Source organism: Rhodococcus sp. P3_B8 (assembly GCF_056402775.1).
Genome location: NZ_JBFUGT010000115.1, coordinates 1 through 19,403 on the forward strand (window position 1 = coordinate 1; position 19,403 = coordinate 19,403).

Sequence of the window (19,403 nt, forward strand, 5' to 3'; positions counted from 1 at the left end):
GTGTCGATGCTCACCGGCTCGTCCGTGTCGATGCTCACCGGCTCGTCCGTCGGCAGCTGCATCGCCCTCGTGGTCTGGTACACCCTCGGCGAGATGATCCTCCGGTCGATCCTCAGCGGGATCGGCATCGGATCCGTCGGCAGTGTCCTCCCCGTGTCGGCCACCCTCGGGACGGTCGCGAACGCGGCCGCCGGCAACGAGATCGACTGGCTGACGCTCTGGCCCACCGCGCCCCTCGCCCTGCTCGTGTGGACGGCGGTCTTCGTCGGCGGCGGTTGGGCGCTCACCCGGCAGCGCGACATCACCTGACGCAGCGCCGGGTGCCGCCCCTGTCGGTACCCGGCGCTAACGTGGATCCAGTGGCAAGTGAGAGTGCGTCCGGTTCGGTGATCGAACGGGAGCAGACGCTGGAGCAGGATCAGGCACGGCCGGGTTGGATTCGACGGCTGAGCGGTGAGTGCTGGGCGCACCGCCGTGTCGCACTCGGCGCCCTGTCCGTGACGGTCGTCGCCGCCGGGATCGACATCTCGTTCCCCCTCCTCACCAAGTACGCGGTCGATGCCGCGGGCTCGGGTAGCGCCACTCAGGTGATCGGCATCGCCGCCCTGCTCATCGCACTGCTCGCGTGCGTCCGCTTCGGCTGCCAGTACGGCCGCCGGATGCTCGCAGGCAAGCTGTCGCTCGACGTCCAGCACGATCTGCGGCTGGGCCTGCTGGGCGCGCTGCAACGCCTCGACGGGCGGGGGCAGGATCAGATCCGCACCGGACAGGTGGTCTCGCGGTCCATCACCGACCTCCAGCTGGTGCAGGGCCTGCTCGCCATGGTCCCGTTGTCGGCGGGCGCGTTGCTCCAATTCGTCCTCGCGCTCGGCATCATGGCCTGGCTGTCACCGCTGCTGACCGTCGTCGCGCTGGTGATCGTCCCCGCCGTGTGCCTCGTCGTCTACGTAATGCGCCCGAAACTGTTCGCGGCCACCTGGTCGGCGCAGCAACGGGCAGCCGACCTCGCGCAGCACGTCGAGGAGACCGTCACCGGTGTCCGCGTCGTCAAGGGGTTCGGCCAGGAGCGCCGGGCCGTCGACCAGCTCGAAGACCACAGCCGGACGCTGTACGCCGAACGCCTGCGAGCCGCCCGGATCAATGCGCGCTTCGCTCCGACCATGGCGGCACTGCCCCAGCTCGGTCTCGTCGGCGTCATCGCGGTCGGCGGCTACCTCGCCCTGCACGGTTCCATCACGATCGGCACGTTCCTCGCCTTCGCCACATACGTCGCCACGATGACCGCCGTCACCCGCACGCTGTCGTCGGTCGTGATCATGGCCCAGCTGTCCCGGGCCGCCGTCGAGCGCGTGTACGAGGTGATCGACGCCGAACCGGAGGTCGCGGACCCGCCGCACCCCACCGCACTGCCCGGCGGACCGCTGGGTGTGGACCTGCGGGCGGTCACGTTCGGATTCGAACCGGACCGGCACATCCTCCGCGGACTCGACCTGCGCATCGCGCCCGGCGAGACGGTCGCGGTGGTCGGTATGGCCGGCTCCGGCAAAACCGCCCTGTCGCTGCTGCTCCCCCGCTTCTACGCACCATCCGCGGGTTCCGTGTCCCTCACGTCGGCGGGCGAGTCGTTCGACGTCTCGCAGCTGAGCGCCGAGCAGTTGCGCGAAGCCGTCGGCCTCGTGTTCGACGAGCCGTTCCTCTTCTCCGACACCATCGCGGCCAACATCGCCCTCGGCAGGCCCGACGCCAGCGCCGAGGAGATCCGCGCCGCCGCCGACATGGYCGCCGCCGACGAGTTCGTCTCCGCGTTGCCGGACGGGTACGACACCGTGGTCGGCGAACGCGGTCTCACCCTCTCCGGCGGGCAGCGGCAGCGGATCGCGCTGGCACGCGCACTCCTCACCGACCCGAGGGTGCTGATCCTCGACGACGCGACCTCCGCCGTCGACGCCACCACCGAGGCGTCGATCTTCGCGGCGCTGCGGGCGAATCGCGGGCGGACGGCGCTGATCCTGGCGCATCGCCGCTCGACCCTGTCGCTCGCCGACCGCGTCGCCGTGCTCGACGGCGGACGGATCATCGATTCCGGCACGGTGGCCGAACTCGACGAACGGTGCCCGCTCTTCCGCGCACTGTTCGCCTCCCCCGACAACGCCGGCCCCATCGACGTCAGCCTCCCCGCGCCGAGCGAGCCGATGCCGTATCAGCGCATGCCGTCCGAGTCGGAGTTGTGGCCGGAGGACGTCGAGGAGTGGGACGTGCCCGGCTCGTCCGCCTCGTCCGGCCGCACCCCGGCGTCCGGTGCGGGCCCCGGCGGCGGCCGCACCGCCGGCGGACCGATGGCTGGAGCGCTGGGCAACGTGGCCGCGACCCCGGAACTTCGGCAGGCCGTGAACGCGCTACCACCCGCCGTCGAAAGCCCGGGCATCGACACCCGGAACCTGCGCCTGCCCGAGCCCGACTTCCGGCTGTCGCGGATCCTGCGGCCGGTCCGTGCCCTGCTCGTCGCCGTCGTCGTCTGCCTCGCGCTCGACTCGCTCGCAGGGATCGCGTTCCCGTCGATCGTCCGGTTCGCGATCGACCGCGGTGTCGTCCCGCAGGATTCCGCGACCCTCTGGACGGCGGCCGGGGTGGGCGTCGCCCTCGTCGTCGCCGGCTGGCTCGTCGTCGCGCTGATGACGGTCCTCACCGCCCGCGCGGGGGAACGTGTGCTGTTCGGGCTGCGGGTGCGCAGCTACGCCCACCTGCAGCGGCTCGGGCTCGACTACTACGAGCGCGAACTGTCCGGCCGCATCATGACCCGGATGACCACCGACGTCGACGCGCTGTCGTCGTTCATCCAGACCGGGATGTCCACCGCCGTGGTGAGCGTCCTGACCGTCCTCGGCATCTCCGTCGCCCTGGTCGCCACCGACGTCACGCTCGCGCTGGTGGCGCTCGCCGTCATCCCGCCGCTCGTCGTCGCGACGCTGATCTTCCGCCGGATCTCCTCGGTGGCGTACACGGTCTCGCGTGAGCGGATCTCGCTCGTCAACGCCGACTTCCAGGAGAACATCGCCGGGCTCCGCGCGGCCCAGGCGTACCGCCGCGAAGGGTTCGCCGCCCGCCGGTTCGCGGAGCGGGCCGACAGTTACCGGCGCAGCCGGATGCGGTCGCAGCGGGCGATCTCGCTGTACTTCCCGTTCATCGCGTTCCTCTCGGATCTCGCCCTGGCCGCCGTGGTGTTCGTCGGCGCGCGGCAGGTCGCGGCCGGCGACACGACGACCGGGACACTCGTCGCCTTCGTGCTGTACCTCGGGCTGCTGTTCGGGCCCATCCAGCAGCTGTCACAGGTGTTCGACGGGTACCAGCAGGCCAGTGTCGGTCTGCTCCGGATCGGGGACCTGCTCCGCACTCCCAGTTCCATCGAGCGGGCGACGTCACGGGAGAACCTCCAGCCGATCGACGGGCATCTGCGCGGCGAGCTGTGCCTGCGCGACGTCGGGTTCCGTTACCAGGGCGCCGACAGCGACGCCCTGACCGGCATCGACCTGCACATCCCCGCCGGCACCACCGTCGCCCTGGTCGGCCGGACCGGTGCGGGCAAGTCGACCATCGTGAAACTGCTCGCCCGCTTCTACGACCCGACGTCCGGCGCGGTGCTCGTCGACGACGTGGACCTCCGCCGGTACCCGCTCGGCGCGTACCGCGGGCGCCTCGGCGTCGTCCCCCAGGAGGCGCACCTGTTCACCGGGACCGTTGCCACCAACATCGCGTACGGCCGCCCGGATGCGAGCCGCGAGGAGATCGAGGACGCTGCCCGCGCGGTCGGAGCGCTGGGCACGATCGCCGGATTGCGGGGTGGGATGCATCACCCCATCGGCGAGCGCGGGCAGGGACTGTCGGCGGGCCAGCGCCAGCTGATCGCGCTCGCCCGGGCCGAGCTGGTCGACCCCGATCTGCTGCTGCTCGACGAAGCGACCGCGACGCTCGATCCGGCCACCGAGCAGGTAGTTCTCGAGGCGAGCAGCCGTGTGACCCGGACCCGGACGTCGGTGGTGGTGGCCCACCGACTGGCCACCGCGGCCCGGGCAGATGTGATCCTCGTCATCGACAAGGGACGGGTGGTCGAGACCGGATCGCWCGCCACTCTGCGCTATGCCGGTGGCCACTATTCGGGACTGTGGGATGCGGCGGAGACCGGGTCGGGGAATAATCGCGGGGCGAGAACCGTCATCGATGGTGACCCCATCGGTTGGCCGTGAGACAGCTCACACGTGCGGGCCTGGCGATTTACACGTCACACGCGAGGGCTAGTCTCATGTATATAGGCGCTCTGATCGGGTACCGAAATAGAAACGAGGCGAACACCTGCCGTGAGCAGCAGCTCTACATCCCAGTTCGGACAGAACCAGTGGTTGGTTGACGAGATGTACCAGCGTTTCCAGGACGATCCGTCGTCCGTGGACGCGAGTTGGCACGAATTCCTGACGGATTACTCTCCCGACGCCGCCGCCAAGGCAGGCGCAGCCAACGGACACGGCACGAACGGCACCACCACCGCCGCACCTGCTGCCGCTCCCTCCGCCAAGGCGTCGACTCCCCCGGTTCCCGAGTCCGAGACCGCACCCAAGCCTCAGACCAAGACGGCCAACGGCGCCGCGCCCAAGACTGCACCCAACGGTGCAGCTCCGAAGGCTGCTGCCCCGAAGACCGAGGCCCCCAAGAAGGCCGCACCCGCGAAGGAGACCGCGGCGAAGGACGCGAAGGCGTCCGCTCCCGCTCCTGCGGTAGAAGAGTCGAAGGTTCTCCGCGGCGCAGCTGCTGCCGTCGCCAAGAACATGTCGGCCTCGCTGGCCATTCCGACCGCCACCAGCGTTCGCGCCATCCCTGCGAAGCTGATGTTCGACAACCGGATCGTCATCAACAACCACCTCGCCCGTACCCGCGGCGGCAAGATCTCGTTCACGCACCTGCTGGGTTACGCGATCGTGCAGGCGGTCAAGGCGTTCCCGAACATGAACCGGCACTTCGCCGAGATCGACGGCAAGCCCAACGCGGTCACCCCCGCACACACCAACCTCGGTCTGGCCATCGACCTGCCGGGCAAGGACGGCAGCCGGTCCCTCGTCGTCGCCGCGATCAAGAACACCGACACCCACAACTTCACGCAGTTCTACAGCGCCTACGAGGACATCGTCCGGCGCGCGCGTGACGGCAAGCTCACCGCCGAGGACTTCTCGGGTGTCACGATCTCGCTGACCAACCCCGGCGGCATCGGCACCGTGCACTCCGTGCCGCGTCTGATGAACGGCCAGGGCGCCATCATCGGTGCCGGCGCGATGGAATACCCCGCCGAGTTCCAGGGCGCGAGCGACGAGCGTCTGGCCGAGATCGGCGTCGGCAAGCTCATGACGCTGACCTCGACGTACGACCACCGCATCATCCAGGGTGCCGAGTCCGGCGACTTCCTCCGGACCATCCACAACCTGCTGATCAGCGACGAGTTCTACGACGAGATCTTCCACGCGCTGCACATCCCGTACGAGCCGGTCCGCTGGCGCAAGGACGTGCCCGAAGGCGCCGTCGACAAGAACACCCGTGTTCTCGAGCTGATCGCCGCGTACCGCAACCGTGGCCACCTGATGGCCGATACGGATCCGCTGCAGTTCGTCAAGGACAAGTTCCGCAGCCACCCGGACCTGGACGTCCGCACGCACGACCTGACCCTCTGGGATCTCGACCGCGAGTTCAAGGTCGGCGGCTTCCACGGCCAGGAGAAGATGAAGCTGCGCGACGTGCTCAGCGTGCTGCGCGACGCGTACTGCCGCCACGTCGGTGTCGAGTACACGCACATCCTGGAGCCGGAGCAGCAGCAGTGGCTGCAGGACCGGGTCGAGGCGCACCACGTCAAGCCCACGGTCGCTCAGCAGAAGTACATCCTGAGCAAGCTCAACGCCGCCGAGGCGTTCGAGACGTTCCTGCAGACCAAGTACGTCGGGCAGAAGCGCTTCTCCCTCGAGGGCGCCGAGTCCGTCATCCCCATGATGGACGCCGTCATCGACCAGGCCGCCGAGCACCAGCTCGACGAGGTCGTCATCGGCATGCCGCACCGTGGTCGCCTCAACGTTCTCGCGAACATCGTCGGCAAGCCGTACTCGAAGATCTTCACGGAGTTCGAGGGCAACATGAACCCGGCGGCCGCGCACGGCTCCGGCGACGTGAAGTACCACCTCGGCGCCGAGGGCACGTACATCCAGATGTTCGGCGACAACGACATCACGGTGTCGCTGACGGCCAACCCGTCGCACCTCGAGGCGGTCGACCCGGTCCTCGAGGGCCTGGTCCGCGCGAAGCAGGACATCCTCGACAAGGGTGAGGACGGCTTCACCGTCCTGCCGCTCATGTTGCACGGCGACGCCGCGTTCGCCGGTCAGGGTGTCGTGGCCGAGACGTTGAACCTGGCACTGCTGCGCGGGTACCGCACCGGCGGCACCGTGCACATCGTGGTCAACAACCAGGTCGGTTTCACCACCGCCCCGGAGTACTCGCGTTCGTCCGAGTACTGCACCGATGTCGCGAAGATGATCGGCGCGCCGATCTTCCACGTGAACGGCGACGACCCCGAGGCCTGCGTCTGGGTCGCTCAGCTCGCTGTCGACTTCCGGGAGAAGTTCCAGAAGGACGTCGTCATCGACATGATCTGCTACCGCCGTCGCGGTCACAACGAGGGCGACGACCCGTCGATGACGCAGCCGGCGATGTACGACGTGATCGACACCAAGCGCAGCGTGCGTAAGAGCTACACCGAATCCCTGATCGGCCGCGGCGACATCTCGCTGAAGGAAGCCGAAGACGCACTCCGCGACTACCAGGGCCAGCTGGAACGGGTGTTCAACGAGGTTCGCGAACTCGAGAAGTACACGCCGGAGCCCAGTGAGTCGGTCGAGCTCGACCAGGTGCTGCCCACGAAGTTGAAGACGTCCGTCGACGAGTCGGTGCTCGAGCGGATCGGCGACGCGTTCGTCAACGTGCCCGAGGGCTTCACCGTGCACCCGCGCGTCAAGCCGGTCATCGAGAAGCGCCGCGAAATGTCCCGCGAGGGCAAGATCGACTGGGCGTTCGCCGAGCTGCTCGCATTCGGTTCGCTGGTCGACCAGGGCAAGATGGTTCGCCTGTCCGGCCAGGATTCCAAGCGCGGCACGTTCACGCAGCGTCACTCGGTCCTCATCGACCGCAAGACGGGCGCCGAGTACACCCCGCTGCAGAACCTGGGCAGCGAGAACCCCGGCAAGTTCCTCGTCTACGACTCCGCACTCAGCGAGTTCGCCGCCGTCGGCTTCGAGTACGGCTACTCCGTGGGCAACCCGGACGCGCTGGTGCTGTGGGAGGCGCAGTTCGGTGACTTCGTCAACGGCGCGCAGTCCATCATCGACGAGTTCATCTCGTCCGGTGAGGCCAAGTGGGGTCAGCTGTCCGACGTCGTGCTGCTGCTGCCGCACGGCCACGAAGGTCAGGGTCCCGACCACACGTCCGGTCGTATCGAGCGCTTCCTGCAGTTGTGCGCCGAGGGTTCGATGACCGTGGCGGTGCCGTCCACCCCGGCCAGCTACTTCCACCTGCTGCGTCGTCACTCGCTCGACGGAATCCGCCGCCCGCTGGTCGTCTTCACACCGAAGTCGATGCTGCGGAACAAGGCCGCGGTCTCCGACGTCGAGGACTTCACCACCGGCAAGTTCCGCTCGGTGTTCGAGGAGCCCACGTACGAGACGGGCGACGCCGAACGCGACAAGGTGCGTCGTGTCCTCCTCGTCAGCGGCAAGCTGTACTGGGAGCTGCTGGCGAAGAAGCAGAAGGACAACCGCGAGGACATCGCGATCGTCCGCATCGAGCAGCTGTACCCGGTTCCGAGTCGTCGTCTCCGCGAGACGCTGGACCGCTACCCGAACGCCACCGAGTTCCGGTGGGTTCAGGAGGAGCCGGCCAACCAGGGTGCGTGGCCGTTCTTCGGTCTCGCTCTGCCCGAGTTGCTGCCCGACAAGCTGTCCGGGATCAAGCGCATCTCGCGTCGTTCGATGTCGGCACCGTCCTCGGGTTCGAGCAAGGTGCACGCTGTGGAACAGCAGGAGATCATCGACGAAGCGTTCAGCTGAGCGTTTGATTGACTGATCTGCCATTGAGCCGGGTCGAGTTCACTCCACGGAGCGGATTCGACCCGGCTTCGTGGTATCTGGACCTGCCCTCGGTGGCGGAACTGTGCGACAACGGGCTGGCATTCGAGCGGCCGGTCACGGTGATCGTGGGTGAGAACGGTGTCGGAAAGTCGACGTTGGTCGAGTCGATCGCCGCGGCCTGGCAGGGTGGGTTCCGCGGGGCGCAGGACCGGTTGTGGTCGGCGGGTTCCAGCCCCGAGGACGCGGATCTCGGCACTCACCTCACGTGTGTCGGCGCCCGGCCGCAGCGGTACGGCGGGTGTTTCCTGCGTGCCGAGTCGATGCATTCGCTGTTCGGTGCGGCCGACGAGTCACGTCCCCGCGAGGACGATCCGTCGTTCAATCAGCTCTCGCACGGTCAGTCGTTCCTGCGGTACGTCGCCGACCGTCCGATCGGGGTGGGCCTGTGGATTCTGGACGAGCCGGAGGCCGCGCTGTCGTTCCAGTCCTGCCTGGCGCTGCTCGGGGTCATCTCGGATCTCGCCGAGGAGGGCTCGCAGGTGATCATGGCGACGCACTCTCCCCTCCTCGCCGCCGCGCCCGGCGCCGAGGTCTGGGAACTCACCGACGAGGGCATCGACTACCCCGAGTGGAATCAGCTCGACCTCGTCCGCAACTGGCGGTCGTTCCTCGACGGACCCGACCGCTTCCTGCGGCATCTCTAGCCCGGCCGACCACTACCGCCCCGCCTCCGCCCGCGACCTCACGACCTGGACCGCGAGGGCGGTGGCGGCGAGGAGTCCGCCGAGGGCGGCGAGGGTGAGCGCGTCGGGGTGGATCAGCGGCTGACCGCGGAACGCCTGCCACGTGAGCAGGGCTAGTAGCCCGGCGTAGGCGAGCGCCAGCACGGCCGTCAGGGACGCTCGGGTTTTCTCGCTGCGGAGCCACGGAATCCGCGACGCGAGGACGCTCAGGACGAGGGCGCCGAGCAGCATCGCCTGCAGGCCGTGCAGTCCGACGAAGTGCGGGATGCGGAGGTCGCCGCCGGACGTGCTCCAGTTGGTGACCGGCAGTCCCGGATTCTCGTCGGTGACGCCGACACTGTGCCGCGCGGCGAGTTCGACGACGCGGCCGTTCGCGTCGGTCGTGGTCTGCCGGCCCTGAAATCCCATGAGGTACCCGAGTGCCATGCCGGCCACCGCCAGGAACAGGCCCGCATGGATGGCGCGGGTCAGGGGACGATCCCCCACGCGCTGGAACAGCAGTATCAGGGCGATCACGAGGTTCGCGACGAACAGTCCGGGGACACCGGTAATGAACACGTACTGGCCGATCGTGTTGACGGCGTCGTCGGACGTGTTGAAGTGGCTGAACGTTCCGCGCGCGGCCTGCACGGCGATGAATCCGACGTCGATGATGCCGGTCACGGCGAACACCGTCGCCATGGCCCGCGTCCATCGGCTGCCTCGGTGCGGGAGGGTCAGCATCCACGCCAGGGTGGCCCCGTAGAGCGCGAAGGAGACCGCGAACTTCAGCGGTTTGAGCCACACGGGCACCCCGAGCACGGTCCGGTCGTCGACGAGGAGTCCGACGGCGCACACGAGTGCGAGGGCGGTCATCGCACCGACCATCACCGCCAGCGGCACCTGGCGGGACTCGACGATGCGGGAGCGGAGATCGAGGGTGGTCATGACGAGAACGCTAGGAACGTCGCATGCGTCGCCACGTCACGCCGGGGAATGAAACCGGTGTCACCCGCGGGTATTACGGGTGTACCCCGAGTACTAGGGGTGTCAGGTGGTGGTGGCCGACACCAGCGCGGCGGCGATCTCGGGTGCGGCGGCGATGGCGAGCGCGGGGAGGGCCTGGACGTTGAGTTCGATCAGTTCGTCGCGGGTCAGGTGTGGGTCGCGCAGCCAGGTGATCGTGACTTCCTCGACGTAGGCGATCCAGCCGCGGACGGCGAGTTCGACCGCCCGGGTGGGCTCGACACCGATCGCGGGCAGTTGTTCGAGGGTCCGTGCGGACATCACGGCCCGGGTCTCCTCGAAGACGGCGCGCATGTCCGGGTCGCCACTCGCTGTTCCCCGCAGGAGCGACACGTACGTGCCACGGTTCTCGCTGACGTAGTCGACGTACGACGCGAGCACCGAGCGCAGGATCTGCATCGGATCCCGCTCTTCCCCGACGTACGGGTCGGGGGCGGTGCGGGCGAGCATCTCGCTGCTGGTGTGCCGGACGATCTCGAGGTGGAAGTCGTGCTTGGACGCGAAGTAGTGGAACAGGAGGCCGCGGGAGACACCCGCCTGATCGGCGATGTCCTCGACGGAGATCTGCTCGAGCGGGCGCTGCGCCAGCATCTTCGCACCGAGATCGATCAGTTGCGCGCGCCGTTGTTCGGGGCTGAGACGGGTCCGCTTCACGACGTCCATGAGACAAGACTACTGAATGAAGGTCAATAGGCTATTGACTGCCCCTCAATAGCGCCCTATGGTTTCTTACATGAGTCTCCCCGTCACAGATACTTCCGCCACCACCGCAGGTGTCCGGCACATCGACACGCTGATCATCGGCAGCGGGTTCGCCGGCCTCGGCGCGGCGATCAAGCTGACCCAGGCAGGCAAGACCGACTTCCTCGTGCTCGAACGCGGCACCGACGTCGGTGGTACCTGGCGAGACAACACGTACCCGGGTGCGGCGTGCGATGTTCCCTCACATCTGTACTCCTACTCGTTCGCACTGAACCCGGAGTGGACCCGGTCGTTCTCGACGCAGCCCGAGATCCAGAAGTACATCCAGTCGGTGGCCGACAAGTACAAGGTGCGCGACAAGCACCTCTTCGGCTGTGACGTGCAGTCCGCCCACTGGAACGAGTCGACCACACGCTGGGAGGTCACCACCACGAAGGGGAACTTCGTCGCGAAGGTCCTCGTCTCCGCGGTCGGCGCATTGTGCGAGCCGTCCCTCCCCGACATCAAGGGCATCGAAGGCTTCCAGGGCGAGATCTTCCACTCCGCCCGATGGAACCACGACGCCGACCTGACGGGCAAGCGCGTCGCCGTCATCGGCACCGGCGCCTCGGCGATCCAGATCGTGCCCGCCATCGGCAAGAAGGTGTCGCACCTCGACGTGTACCAGCGCACGGCGCCGTGGATCCTGCCCCGCGCGGACCGCGAGTACACGAAGCTCGAGCACGCCGCGTTCAAGTACCTCCCCGGCTTCCAGAAGCTGTGCCGCACCGGCATCTACTGGATGCGCGAGAGCCAGGTCGTCGGACTCGCGAAGGCCCCGGTCTTCATGAAGCCGCTGCAGCTCGCGGCCGAGCGCCACCTGCGCCGCCAGATCAAGGACAAGGATCTGCGCAAGAAGGTCACGCCGAACTTCCAGATCGGCTGCAAGCGCATGCTGATCTCGAACAACTACTACCCCACCCTCGCGCAGGACAACGTCGACCTGGTGACCGACGGCATCGCCGAGGTCACGGCCGACTCGGTGGTCTCGAAGGACGGCACCGTCCGCGAAGTCGATGCCATCGTCGTCGCCACCGGCTTCCACGTCACCGACTCCCCCACGTTCGAGGGCATCTTCGGCAAGGACGGCCGCTCGCTCGCCGACGTCTTCGACGAGGGCGGCCAGCAGGGCTACAAGGGCGCGGCGATCGCGAACTTCCCCAACATGTTCTTCCTGGTGGGCCCGAACACGGGTCTGGGCCACACCTCGATGGTCTTCATGATCGAGTCGCAGCTCAACTACCTCGTCGACGCCCTTCAGACGCTCGACAAGTACGGCATCGGCAAGATCGAGGTCCGTCAGGACGCCCAGGACCGGTACAACGCCGAACTCCAGGAGAAGCTGTCGCACAGCGTCTGGAACAACGGTGGGTGCGCAAGCTGGTACCTCGACAAGCACGGCAACAACACCACGCTGTGGCCGGGCTTCACGTTCCAGTTCCGGAACGAGACGAAGCGCTTCGACCTCACCGCGTACGACAGCGTGGCCACCGCCGATCTGCCTGCACCCGTGCACGTGAACGGCAAGACCCCCGGCCCCGCCGCCATCCCCGCACAGATCGCCCTCGACGACGACAAGGTGACAGCACAGTGAGCGAGTTCGCAGGCAAGGTAATCGTGATCACCGGAGCCGGTTCCGGTATCGGCAGGGCGCTCGCCCTCAACCTGGCACGCCGGGGTGCCAGGTTGGCGATCTCGGACATGGACACGGTCGGGCTCGCCGAGACAGCACGCCAGGCCGAGGCGCTGGGCGCCGAGGTCAAGGCCGATCACCTGGACGTCACCCAGCGCGAGGCGGTGCTCGCGTACGCCGACGAGGTGCGGGCGCACTTCGGCAAGATCAACCAGGTGTACAACAACGCCGGCATCGCCTACCACGGTGAGTTCGAGAAGTCCGAGTTCAAGGACATCGAGAAGATCATGGACGTGGACTTCTGGGGAGTCGTCAACGGCACCAAGGCCTTCCTGCCGCATCTCATCGCGTCGGGYGACGGCCACGTCGTGAACGTCTCCAGCCTCTTCGGTCTGCTGTCCATGCCGGGTCAGAGCGCGTACAACTCGGCGAAGTTCGCGGTGCGCGGTTTCACCGAGTCGCTGCGCCAGGAGATGCTGATCGCCAAGCACCCCGTGAAGGTGACGTGTGTGCACCCCGGTGGCATCAAGACGGCCATTGCCCGCAACGCCACCGCGGGACCGGGTGAGGACCTCGACACGTTCGCGAAGTTCTTCGACCAGAAGCTTGCCCGCACCACGCCGGAGGCGGCTGCCGAGACCATCGTGAACGGAGTTCGCAAGAGCAAGCCGCGCGTCCTGATCGGCGCCGACGCCAAGTTCCTCGACGCCTGGGTGCGGCTCGTCGGACCGAGTTACCAGCGTGTGGTTGCCCTCGTCGCCGGACGAGTCCTCCCGAAGTCGAACTGAGGTACCGATGAGCTTCCACCTGCCGCTGCCGGTCGTCGCGACGGCCCTCCGGCCGTTCTACCGACTCAGCCTCAACGCCCGGCTTCCGTACACCGTGCAGCGGGCGGTCCTCGACCTCGGCGCTCCGTTGCAGCAGGTGCCCGCAGGTGCCGTCGTCCGCCCGACCTCGCTGGCCGGGCGGCCGGCGGAGCGAATCACGGTGGGACCCACCGAACGCCGGGGCGCGGTGCTCTACCTGCACGGCGGGGCGTACACGATCGGTTCGCTCGCCACGCACCGTTCGCTGGCCGCTCACATCGCCAGGGAATCAGGCAGCGTCGTCTACACCCTCGACTACCGGCTGGCCCCGGAGCATCCGTTCCCGGCCGGGCTCGAGGACGCGGTCGCGGCGTACATGGAGCTGAACACCGAACACGGTTACGAGACAGAGCAACTCGCCATCGCGGGCGATTCGGCGGGCGGTGGCCTCACGGTCGCCACGGCGCGCCGCCTGATCGACCGGCACGGTGTGACTCCGGCCGCGTTGGCGCTGATCGCTCCGTGGGTCGATCCCGGCAGGCGTGACACGTCCCGGGACCGGGATCTCGTGGTCAACACGGCGTGGTCGTTCGACGCCGCCGAGAAGTACCTGGGCAACGGGGACGCACACGATCCGGGTTACGCACCGCTGCACGGAAATCTGGCGGGACTGCCGCCGACGCTGATCCATGTCGGGGTGGACGAGGTGCTCTACCCGCAGATCATGGAATTCGTCGACAAGCTGAACGAGTCGGATGTGGACGTCACGCTCACCGAGTACGCCCGGCTGTGGCACGTCGCCCACCTACAGGCGTCCCTGGTCCGCGAGGCCGCGGATGCGGTCGCCGAACTCGGGGCGTTCCTGGGTTCACAGATGAGCGTCGAGCCACACCCGCGCCACGTCGGCTGAATCGGCACCACCGCGGACCTGGCCGATCATGTCGGCCAGGTCCGCGGTCGTCAGCTCACCCGCCACGACGTTGAGTGCCTTCAGCTGGGCTTCGGTGAGAGTTCCGATCCGGAACAGCGGCACCACGTTCTGTGCGGTGAACACGTGATCGTCGTCCGCCAGCAGCACCAGATCGGCGTCCGAGACGTCCGGTGACGCGGTGGTCACCCCGGCCACCCGCACGGCTCCGTCCGACGGTGCCGGAGCGGCGAGTTCGCCGACGGCGGCCGCGTCGTCGGCCACTGTCCGGGTCTGCGCGAACGTGCAGCCGGTGAGGTCGGGAAGCGCGTCGGCCTCGAACGCCGGGGCCAGCACGGCTGTACTGGTGGTGCACGAGGGAACGAGTTCGTCCAGGCTGGTGAGATCCAGCTGCCCGGACGTCTGCGAGGTCACGGCCAGCGCCGACCTGTCCTCGGCGGCCGCGAAGTCGGAGATCGAAAGCCCCTGTGGCAGAGCCTTGCTCAACGCCTCGAACACCTCGTCCTGTTCCGTCTCCGTCGATTCGGGGTCGTAGTAGCGCAGCAACCGGCCCGTGAACTCCGGCACCAGGTTGACGTTTCCGGCATCGAGCTGTCCGAGGTACGTGGTCCGGTCGCCGAGTCCCCCGTCGGTGATGACCGACGCCCCAGTCGAACGCAGGGCACCGGCATAGATTTCGGCCAGGATCCGACTCTCCGCGCCGTCACCCGCTCCCACCACGATCTCGCCCTGCCCTTGCCCCGCGGAACCGTCGAGGGTCGTGTCACCGCCTGCGCATCCCGACGCCGCCCCCGCGACCAGCAGCAGTGCGAACCCGGCGATCAGGGCCCGGGACCATGCCGCCGGGCGCTCGGCCGATCCGTCTGTCCGTGTGTGTGCCACGTCGCGCCTTTCGTTTACCTCGAGCTGGTCGAAAACCGTGCTCTGTCCGTCCCTATCGTTACACTGGCCAACCGATGGCGCGGACACGCGTCCACCGGCTTCCGTCGGCAGGTCCGGCGCCGGTGACAACGGGAAGGACGCTCATGCGCACCTCACGAATTCTGTCGGGCTTCACCCGCCGCTCCGTTGGCAGTATCGCTCTCGCGACGGTCGCCGTCGTGTCGCTCGCGGCGTGCGGTGGCGGCGGATCCGACCCCCTGTCCGCCGGCGGCGAGGGATCGGGTGACGACCCCAACACGATCATCGTGGGATCCGCGAACTTCCCCGAATCGGAGACGGTCGCGAACATCTACACCGAGGTCCTCCGCGCCAACGGGTTCGACGTGACGACGAAGTTCAACATCGGCAGCCGTGAGGCCTACATCCCTGCGCTCGAGGACGGGTCGATCGACGTCATCCCCGACTACACGGGCAACCTGCTGCAGTATCTCGACCCCGATTCGACGGCCACGAGCGCCGCCGACGTGGACGCCGCGCTGCCTGCCGCGCTGGGCTCGGAACTGACGACCACCACACCGGCCCCGGCCGAGGACAAGGACGCCGTCGTCGTCACGAAGGAGACGGCGCAGCGCTGGAACCTCACCTCCATCGCGGATCTCGCGGCGCACTCGAACGAGGTGAAGTTCGGTGCCCCCGCCGAATTCCAGGAACGTCCCGGTGGCCTGCCCGGCCTGAAAGCCAAGTACGGCCTCGACATCACAGCAGACAACTTCGTCCCGATCGCCGACGGCGGCGGTCCCGCCACGGTGGACGCCCTCGCGTCGGGACAGATCACGGCCGCCGACATCTTCACGACGTCCCCGGCGATCGCGCAGAACGGTTTCGTGGTGCTCGCGGATCCGCAGAACAACTTCGCGGCGCAGAACGTCGTGCCGGTGGTACGCGCCACCAAGTCCTCGGACAAGCTGACCCGGGCGCTCGACGCACTGTCGGCGAAGCTGACCACCGAAGAGCTTGTCGCGCTCAACGATTCCGTGTCGGGTGACGCGAAAACCGAGCCGGCGGCGGCCGCGAAGCAGTGGGTGACGGACCAGGGGCTCGACAAGCCGGTCTCGTGAGGAGCCTGCCGTGATCACATTCTCGGGAGTCACCAAGCAGTACCCGGACGGCACGACGGCGGTCGACAACCTCGACCTCGAGATCGACGCCGAATCGTTCACGGTCTTCGTCGGGCCCTCCGGCTGCGGCAAGACCACGTCGATGCGGATGATCAACCGGATGATCACCCCGACCGCGGGAACGATCACGGTCGACGGCCGCGACATCGCCCAAACCGACGCGGTGAAGCTCCGACTCGGCATCGGCTACGTCATCCAGAGCGCGGGACTGCTGCCGCACCGCACGGTGGTCGACAACGTCGCGACCGTGCCGGTGCTGCGCGGCGACTCACGACGCAACGCCCGCAAGGCCGCGTTGGCGGTGCTCGAACGCGTCGGACTCGACCCGGCGCTGGCATCCCGCTATCCCGGGCAGCTGTCCGGCGGGCAGCAGCAACGCGTCGGGGTCGCGCGGGCGCTGGCCGCCGACCCGCCGATCCTGCTGATGGACGAGCCGTTCAGCGCCGTCGATCCCGTTGTCCGCGAAGACCTGCAGGCCGAGATGCAGCGCCTGCAGGCCGAGATGCGCAAGACGATCGTGTTCGTCACCCACGACATCGACGAGGCCGTCAAGCTCGGCGACCGGGTGGCCGTCTTCGGGCCGGGTGGCCGGTTGCAGCAGTACGACGCGCCCGACACGGTGCTGTCCGCGCCGGCCACCGATTTCGTCGCCTCGTTCGTCGGACGCGACCGCGGGTACCGCGGGCTGTCGTTCCGGACGGCAGATCAGGTTCCGCTGCACACCATCCGGACGGCGACCGAGAAGGAGTTGCCCGGGCTCCGGCTCGAACAAGGTGAATGGGTCCTGGTCGTCACGGATGCGGGCGTTCCGCGGGGCTGGATCGACGTCACCGGCGCCGAGGGGGCGCGGGCCGGACGGCCCGTCTCCGAATGCACTGCGGCGGGCGGATCCCTCTTCTCCCCCGGTGCCGACCTGCGGCAGGCCCTGGACGCGGCCATCTCCTCGCCGTCGGGCATCGGAGTGGCCGTCGACGCCGACGGCGCGGTCACCGGCGGCATCCTCGGCTCCGAGGTGATCGAGAAGCTGGCCGAGCAGCGGGCAGCCGAGGATCGCGCGCGGGGTGAGCACTACTTCACTGCCCCACCGGCGACCCCGGACGGGCCGTGATCCCATGCGGTGGCTCATCGACAACTTCTCGGTCGTCGTCGACCTGACGAAGACCCATCTCTACCTCGCGCTGGTTCCGCTGCTGATCGGGTTGCTCATCGCGGTCCCGGTCGGGACCGCGATCCGGGGTGCGTCCTGGCTGCGGAAGATCACGCTGATCGTCGCGGGCATCGCGTTCACGATCCCGTCGCTGGCGTTGTTCGTGACGATCCCCTCCGTCGTCGGACTGCAGATCCTGGACCCGCTCAATGTGGTGATCGCGCTGACGATCTACTCCACCGCCCTGCTCATCCGCGCCGTGCCCGAGGCCCTCGACTCCGTTCCCGCCGACGTCGTCGACTCGGCCACCGCGATGGGTTTCACCCGGCTCCGCCGGGCCCTGACCGTCGAATTGCCCCTCGCGCTACCCGTTCTCGTCGCGAACGTGCGAGTGGTGGCGGTGACCAACATCTCGCTGGTGTCGGTGGGTTCGCTGATCGGGATCGGCGGTCTCGGCACGCTGTTCACCCAGGGCTACCAGCGAGACTATCCGGACCAGATCCTCGCCGGGATCATCGCGATCGTCGTTCTGGCCCTCGCGTTCGACCTGCTGCTGTTCCTGGTCGGGCGGGCACTGACACCGTGGACCCGGCAGCAGAAGGCCCGGCGCACGCCGCTGGTCGCGGGACAGTCGGCGGCCCCGGCCGCAGGGGAGGCTTCGTGAACATCTTCGGCGGCGCATGGGAGTACATCGTCGATCCGGGAAACTGGTCGGGCAGCACCGGAATCGGCGCCCGCATCCTCGAGCACCTCTGGTACAGCTTCCTGGCGGTCGCACTGTCCGCGGTGGTCGCGGTGCCGATCGGTCTGATCATCGGGCATCTGCGCAAGGGTGACGTGGTCGTGGTCGGTCTCGTCAACGCGCTCCGGTCGCTGCCGACACTGGGTCTGCTGACGTTCCTGGTGCTGCTGCTCGGACTGGGACTCATCCCGCCGATCCTCGCCCTGGTGATCCTCGGAATCCCGCCGGTGCTCGCGGGCACGTACGCGGGTGTTGCGAACGTCGACCGGACGGTCGTGGACGCCGCCCGCGCGATGGGGATGACCGAGTGGCAGGTCCTCACGCGTGTCGAGGCCCCGAATGCGCTGCCGCTCATGCTCGGCGGGCTGCGCAACGCCACCCTGCAGATCATCGCGACTGCAACGGTTGCTGCGTATGTCAATCTCGGCGGCCTGGGCCGCTACATCTTCGACGGATTGGCCCTGCGCCAGTACGACCGGGTGCTTGTCGGTGCGCTGCTCGTGACGATCCTCGCTCTGGTCGTGGACGGCCTGCTCGCGCTGGCGGTGTGGGCGTCCGTTCCCGGGACCGGCCGCCTGCGCCGCAATCCGAGCGCCGAACAGATCGCCGAACGCGCGTAATAGCGAACACGTCACCCAACGGCAAACACCCCGACACCGGAACCGTGGGTGCGGGTTCCGGATCGGGGTGCTCGACGGATTCTCGCTAGTCGGTGACGCCTTCTGCACGGGCAGCGGCGGCGACTGCCTCCGCGACAGCGGGGGCGACGCGAGGATCGAGCGGGCTGGGAACGATCTTGTCTACAGCCAGCTCGTCACCGACGACCGAGAGGATTGCCTCGGCGGCGGCGAGCTTCATACCTTCGGTGATCCGGCGGGCACCGGCATCGAGCGCACCCCGGAACACCCCCGGGAAGGCCAGCACATTGTTGATCTGGTTCGGGAAGTCACTGCGCCCGGTGGCCACGATGGCCGCATGCTTGCGGGCGATGTCCGGGTGGATCTCCGGGTCCGGGTTCGACAACGCGAACACGATCGAAYCCTSCGCCATSGTCGCGATCAGCTCCTCCGGCACGGTGCCCGCGGACACCCCGAGGAACACATCCGCCCCATTGAGGGCTTCGGCGGTGCCGCCGCGGCGGCCGGCCGGGTTGGTGCGYGCGGCCAGGTCGACCTTGAYCKCGTTCAGRTCCTTGCGGTCGGCGGAGACGATGCCCTTCGAATCGAGCACCGTGACATCGGCGATCCCGGCGGCGAGCAGGATGTTCGCGCAGGCGACACCGGCGGCGCCGGCACCGGAGATGACGACCCGCAGCTGGTGGAGGTCGCGGTCCTGGACCTTGACCGCACCCTYGAGGGCGGCCAGGACGACGATGGCGGTGCCGTGCTGGTCGTCGTGCATGACCGGGCAGTCCAGGGCCTCGATGACGCGCTGTTCGATCTCGAAGC

The 19,403-nt window shown here is 68.1% G+C and carries 14 protein-coding genes and 1 pseudogene; 11 read left to right on the plus strand and 4 right to left on the minus strand.

What is annotated here, in order from left to right; all coding sequences use genetic code 11:
* The 4 genes and pseudogenes from AC1D1G_RS26725 to AC1D1G_RS26740 form a co-directional block, all read left to right on the plus strand.
* Positions 1–309: pseudogene (locus tag AC1D1G_RS26725) on the plus strand (ABC transporter permease); the annotation flags it as partial.
* A gap of 50 nt (positions 310–359) precedes the next feature.
* A complete protein-coding gene (locus AC1D1G_RS26730) occupies positions 360–4,241 on the plus strand; it encodes an ABC transporter ATP-binding protein (RefSeq protein WP_477954365.1) in 3,882 nt (1,293 codons plus the stop codon).
* A gap of 111 nt (positions 4,242–4,352) precedes the next feature.
* Complete coding sequence (locus tag AC1D1G_RS26735; RefSeq protein ID WP_280783523.1) at positions 4,353–8,129, plus strand: multifunctional oxoglutarate decarboxylase/oxoglutarate dehydrogenase thiamine pyrophosphate-binding subunit/dihydrolipoyllysine-residue succinyltransferase subunit; 3,777 nt, start codon at positions 4,353–4,355, stop codon at positions 8,127–8,129.
* Positions 8,130–8,137: 8 nt separating this feature from the next.
* The gene (locus AC1D1G_RS26740) at positions 8,138–8,854 is read left to right on the plus strand and encodes an AAA family ATPase (protein WP_477954366.1); all 717 of its coding nucleotides are present in this window, start codon (positions 8,138–8,140) and stop codon (positions 8,852–8,854) included.
* Positions 8,855–8,866: 12 nt separating this feature from the next.
* Here the strand turns inward: AC1D1G_RS26740 and AC1D1G_RS26745 are convergent, their stop codons facing one another.
* Both AC1D1G_RS26745 and AC1D1G_RS26750 read right to left on the minus strand, forming a co-directional pair.
* Positions 8,867–9,820: a hypothetical protein gene (locus AC1D1G_RS26745; RefSeq protein WP_477954367.1), complete on the minus strand. Its 954-nt coding sequence runs from the start codon at positions 9,818–9,820 to the stop codon at positions 8,867–8,869.
* Between the two features lie 102 nt (positions 9,821–9,922).
* Complete coding sequence (locus tag AC1D1G_RS26750; protein ID WP_477954368.1) at positions 9,923–10,561, minus strand: TetR/AcrR family transcriptional regulator; 639 nt, start codon at positions 10,559–10,561, stop codon at positions 9,923–9,925.
* Positions 10,562–10,631: 70 nt separating this feature from the next.
* Between AC1D1G_RS26750 and AC1D1G_RS26755 the strand changes: the two genes are divergently transcribed.
* Genes AC1D1G_RS26755 through AC1D1G_RS26765 form a run of 3 tightly spaced genes read left to right on the plus strand, consistent with a single transcriptional unit; the run spans position 10,632 to position 13,988 of the window.
* The gene (locus AC1D1G_RS26755) at positions 10,632–12,233 is read left to right on the plus strand and encodes a flavin-containing monooxygenase (protein WP_280783519.1); all 1,602 of its coding nucleotides are present in this window, start codon (positions 10,632–10,634) and stop codon (positions 12,231–12,233) included.
* On the plus strand, positions 12,230–13,060 hold the full coding sequence (locus AC1D1G_RS26760) for an SDR family NAD(P)-dependent oxidoreductase (RefSeq protein ID WP_280783518.1): 831 nt from the start codon (positions 12,230–12,232) through the stop codon (positions 13,058–13,060). Before AC1D1G_RS26755 ends, AC1D1G_RS26760 begins: the two co-directional genes overlap by 4 nt.
* Before the next feature lie 7 nt (positions 13,061–13,067).
* Positions 13,068–13,988: an alpha/beta hydrolase gene (locus AC1D1G_RS26765; protein ID WP_477954369.1), complete on the plus strand. Its 921-nt coding sequence runs from the start codon at positions 13,068–13,070 to the stop codon at positions 13,986–13,988.
* Here AC1D1G_RS26765 and AC1D1G_RS26770 read toward each other — a convergent pair.
* Positions 13,947–14,888: an ABC transporter substrate-binding protein gene (locus tag AC1D1G_RS26770; protein ID WP_477954371.1), complete on the minus strand. Its 942-nt coding sequence runs from the start codon at positions 14,886–14,888 to the stop codon at positions 13,947–13,949. The genes AC1D1G_RS26765 and AC1D1G_RS26770 overlap by 42 nt on opposite strands.
* A gap of 143 nt (positions 14,889–15,031) precedes the next feature.
* On the opposite strand from AC1D1G_RS26770, the gene AC1D1G_RS26775 reads away from it, so the two are divergent.
* Genes AC1D1G_RS26775 through AC1D1G_RS26790 form a run of 4 tightly spaced genes read left to right on the plus strand, consistent with a single transcriptional unit; the run spans position 15,032 to position 18,575 of the window.
* Complete coding sequence (locus AC1D1G_RS26775; protein WP_477954372.1) at positions 15,032–16,006, plus strand: ABC transporter substrate-binding protein; 975 nt, start codon at positions 15,032–15,034, stop codon at positions 16,004–16,006.
* A gap of 10 nt (positions 16,007–16,016) precedes the next feature.
* Positions 16,017–17,174, plus strand: a complete 1,158-nt coding sequence (locus tag AC1D1G_RS26780; protein WP_477954373.1) for an ABC transporter ATP-binding protein — start codon at positions 16,017–16,019, stop codon at positions 17,172–17,174.
* Positions 17,175–17,178: 4 nt separating this feature from the next.
* Positions 17,179–17,877: an ABC transporter permease gene (locus AC1D1G_RS26785; RefSeq protein ID WP_477954375.1), complete on the plus strand. Its 699-nt coding sequence runs from the start codon at positions 17,179–17,181 to the stop codon at positions 17,875–17,877.
* On the plus strand, positions 17,874–18,575 hold the full coding sequence (locus tag AC1D1G_RS26790; protein WP_317568002.1) for an ABC transporter permease: 702 nt from the start codon (positions 17,874–17,876) through the stop codon (positions 18,573–18,575). The genes AC1D1G_RS26785 and AC1D1G_RS26790 overlap by 4 nt, the downstream gene beginning before the upstream one ends.
* A gap of 85 nt (positions 18,576–18,660) precedes the next feature.
* On the opposite strand, the gene AC1D1G_RS26795 is transcribed toward AC1D1G_RS26790, so the two are convergent.
* Positions 18,661–19,403 (minus strand): NAD(P)-dependent malic enzyme (locus AC1D1G_RS26795; RefSeq protein ID WP_477954376.1); only part of this gene is annotated, 743 nt, incomplete at its 5' end.

Bases quoted from the DNA above. Each gene is read 5' to 3' on its own strand.
- AC1D1G_RS26745 (WP_477954367.1), bottom strand. From the start codon at position 9,820: ATGACCACCCTCGATCTCCGCTCCCGCATCGTCGAGTCCCGCCAGGTG.
- AC1D1G_RS26750 (WP_477954368.1), bottom strand. From the start codon at position 10,561: ATGGACGTCGTGAAGCGGACCCGTCTCAGCCCCGAACAACGGCGCGCG.
- AC1D1G_RS26755 (WP_280783519.1), top strand. From the start codon at position 10,632: ATGAGTCTCCCCGTCACAGATACTTCCGCCACCACCGCAGGTGTCCGG.
- AC1D1G_RS26765 (WP_477954369.1), top strand. From the start codon at position 13,068: ATGAGCTTCCACCTGCCGCTGCCGGTCGTCGCGACGGCCCTCCGGCCG.
- AC1D1G_RS26775 (WP_477954372.1), top strand. From the start codon at position 15,032: ATGCGCACCTCACGAATTCTGTCGGGCTTCACCCGCCGCTCCGTTGGC.
- AC1D1G_RS26785 (WP_477954375.1), top strand. From the start codon at position 17,179: ATGCGGTGGCTCATCGACAACTTCTCGGTCGTCGTCGACCTGACGAAG.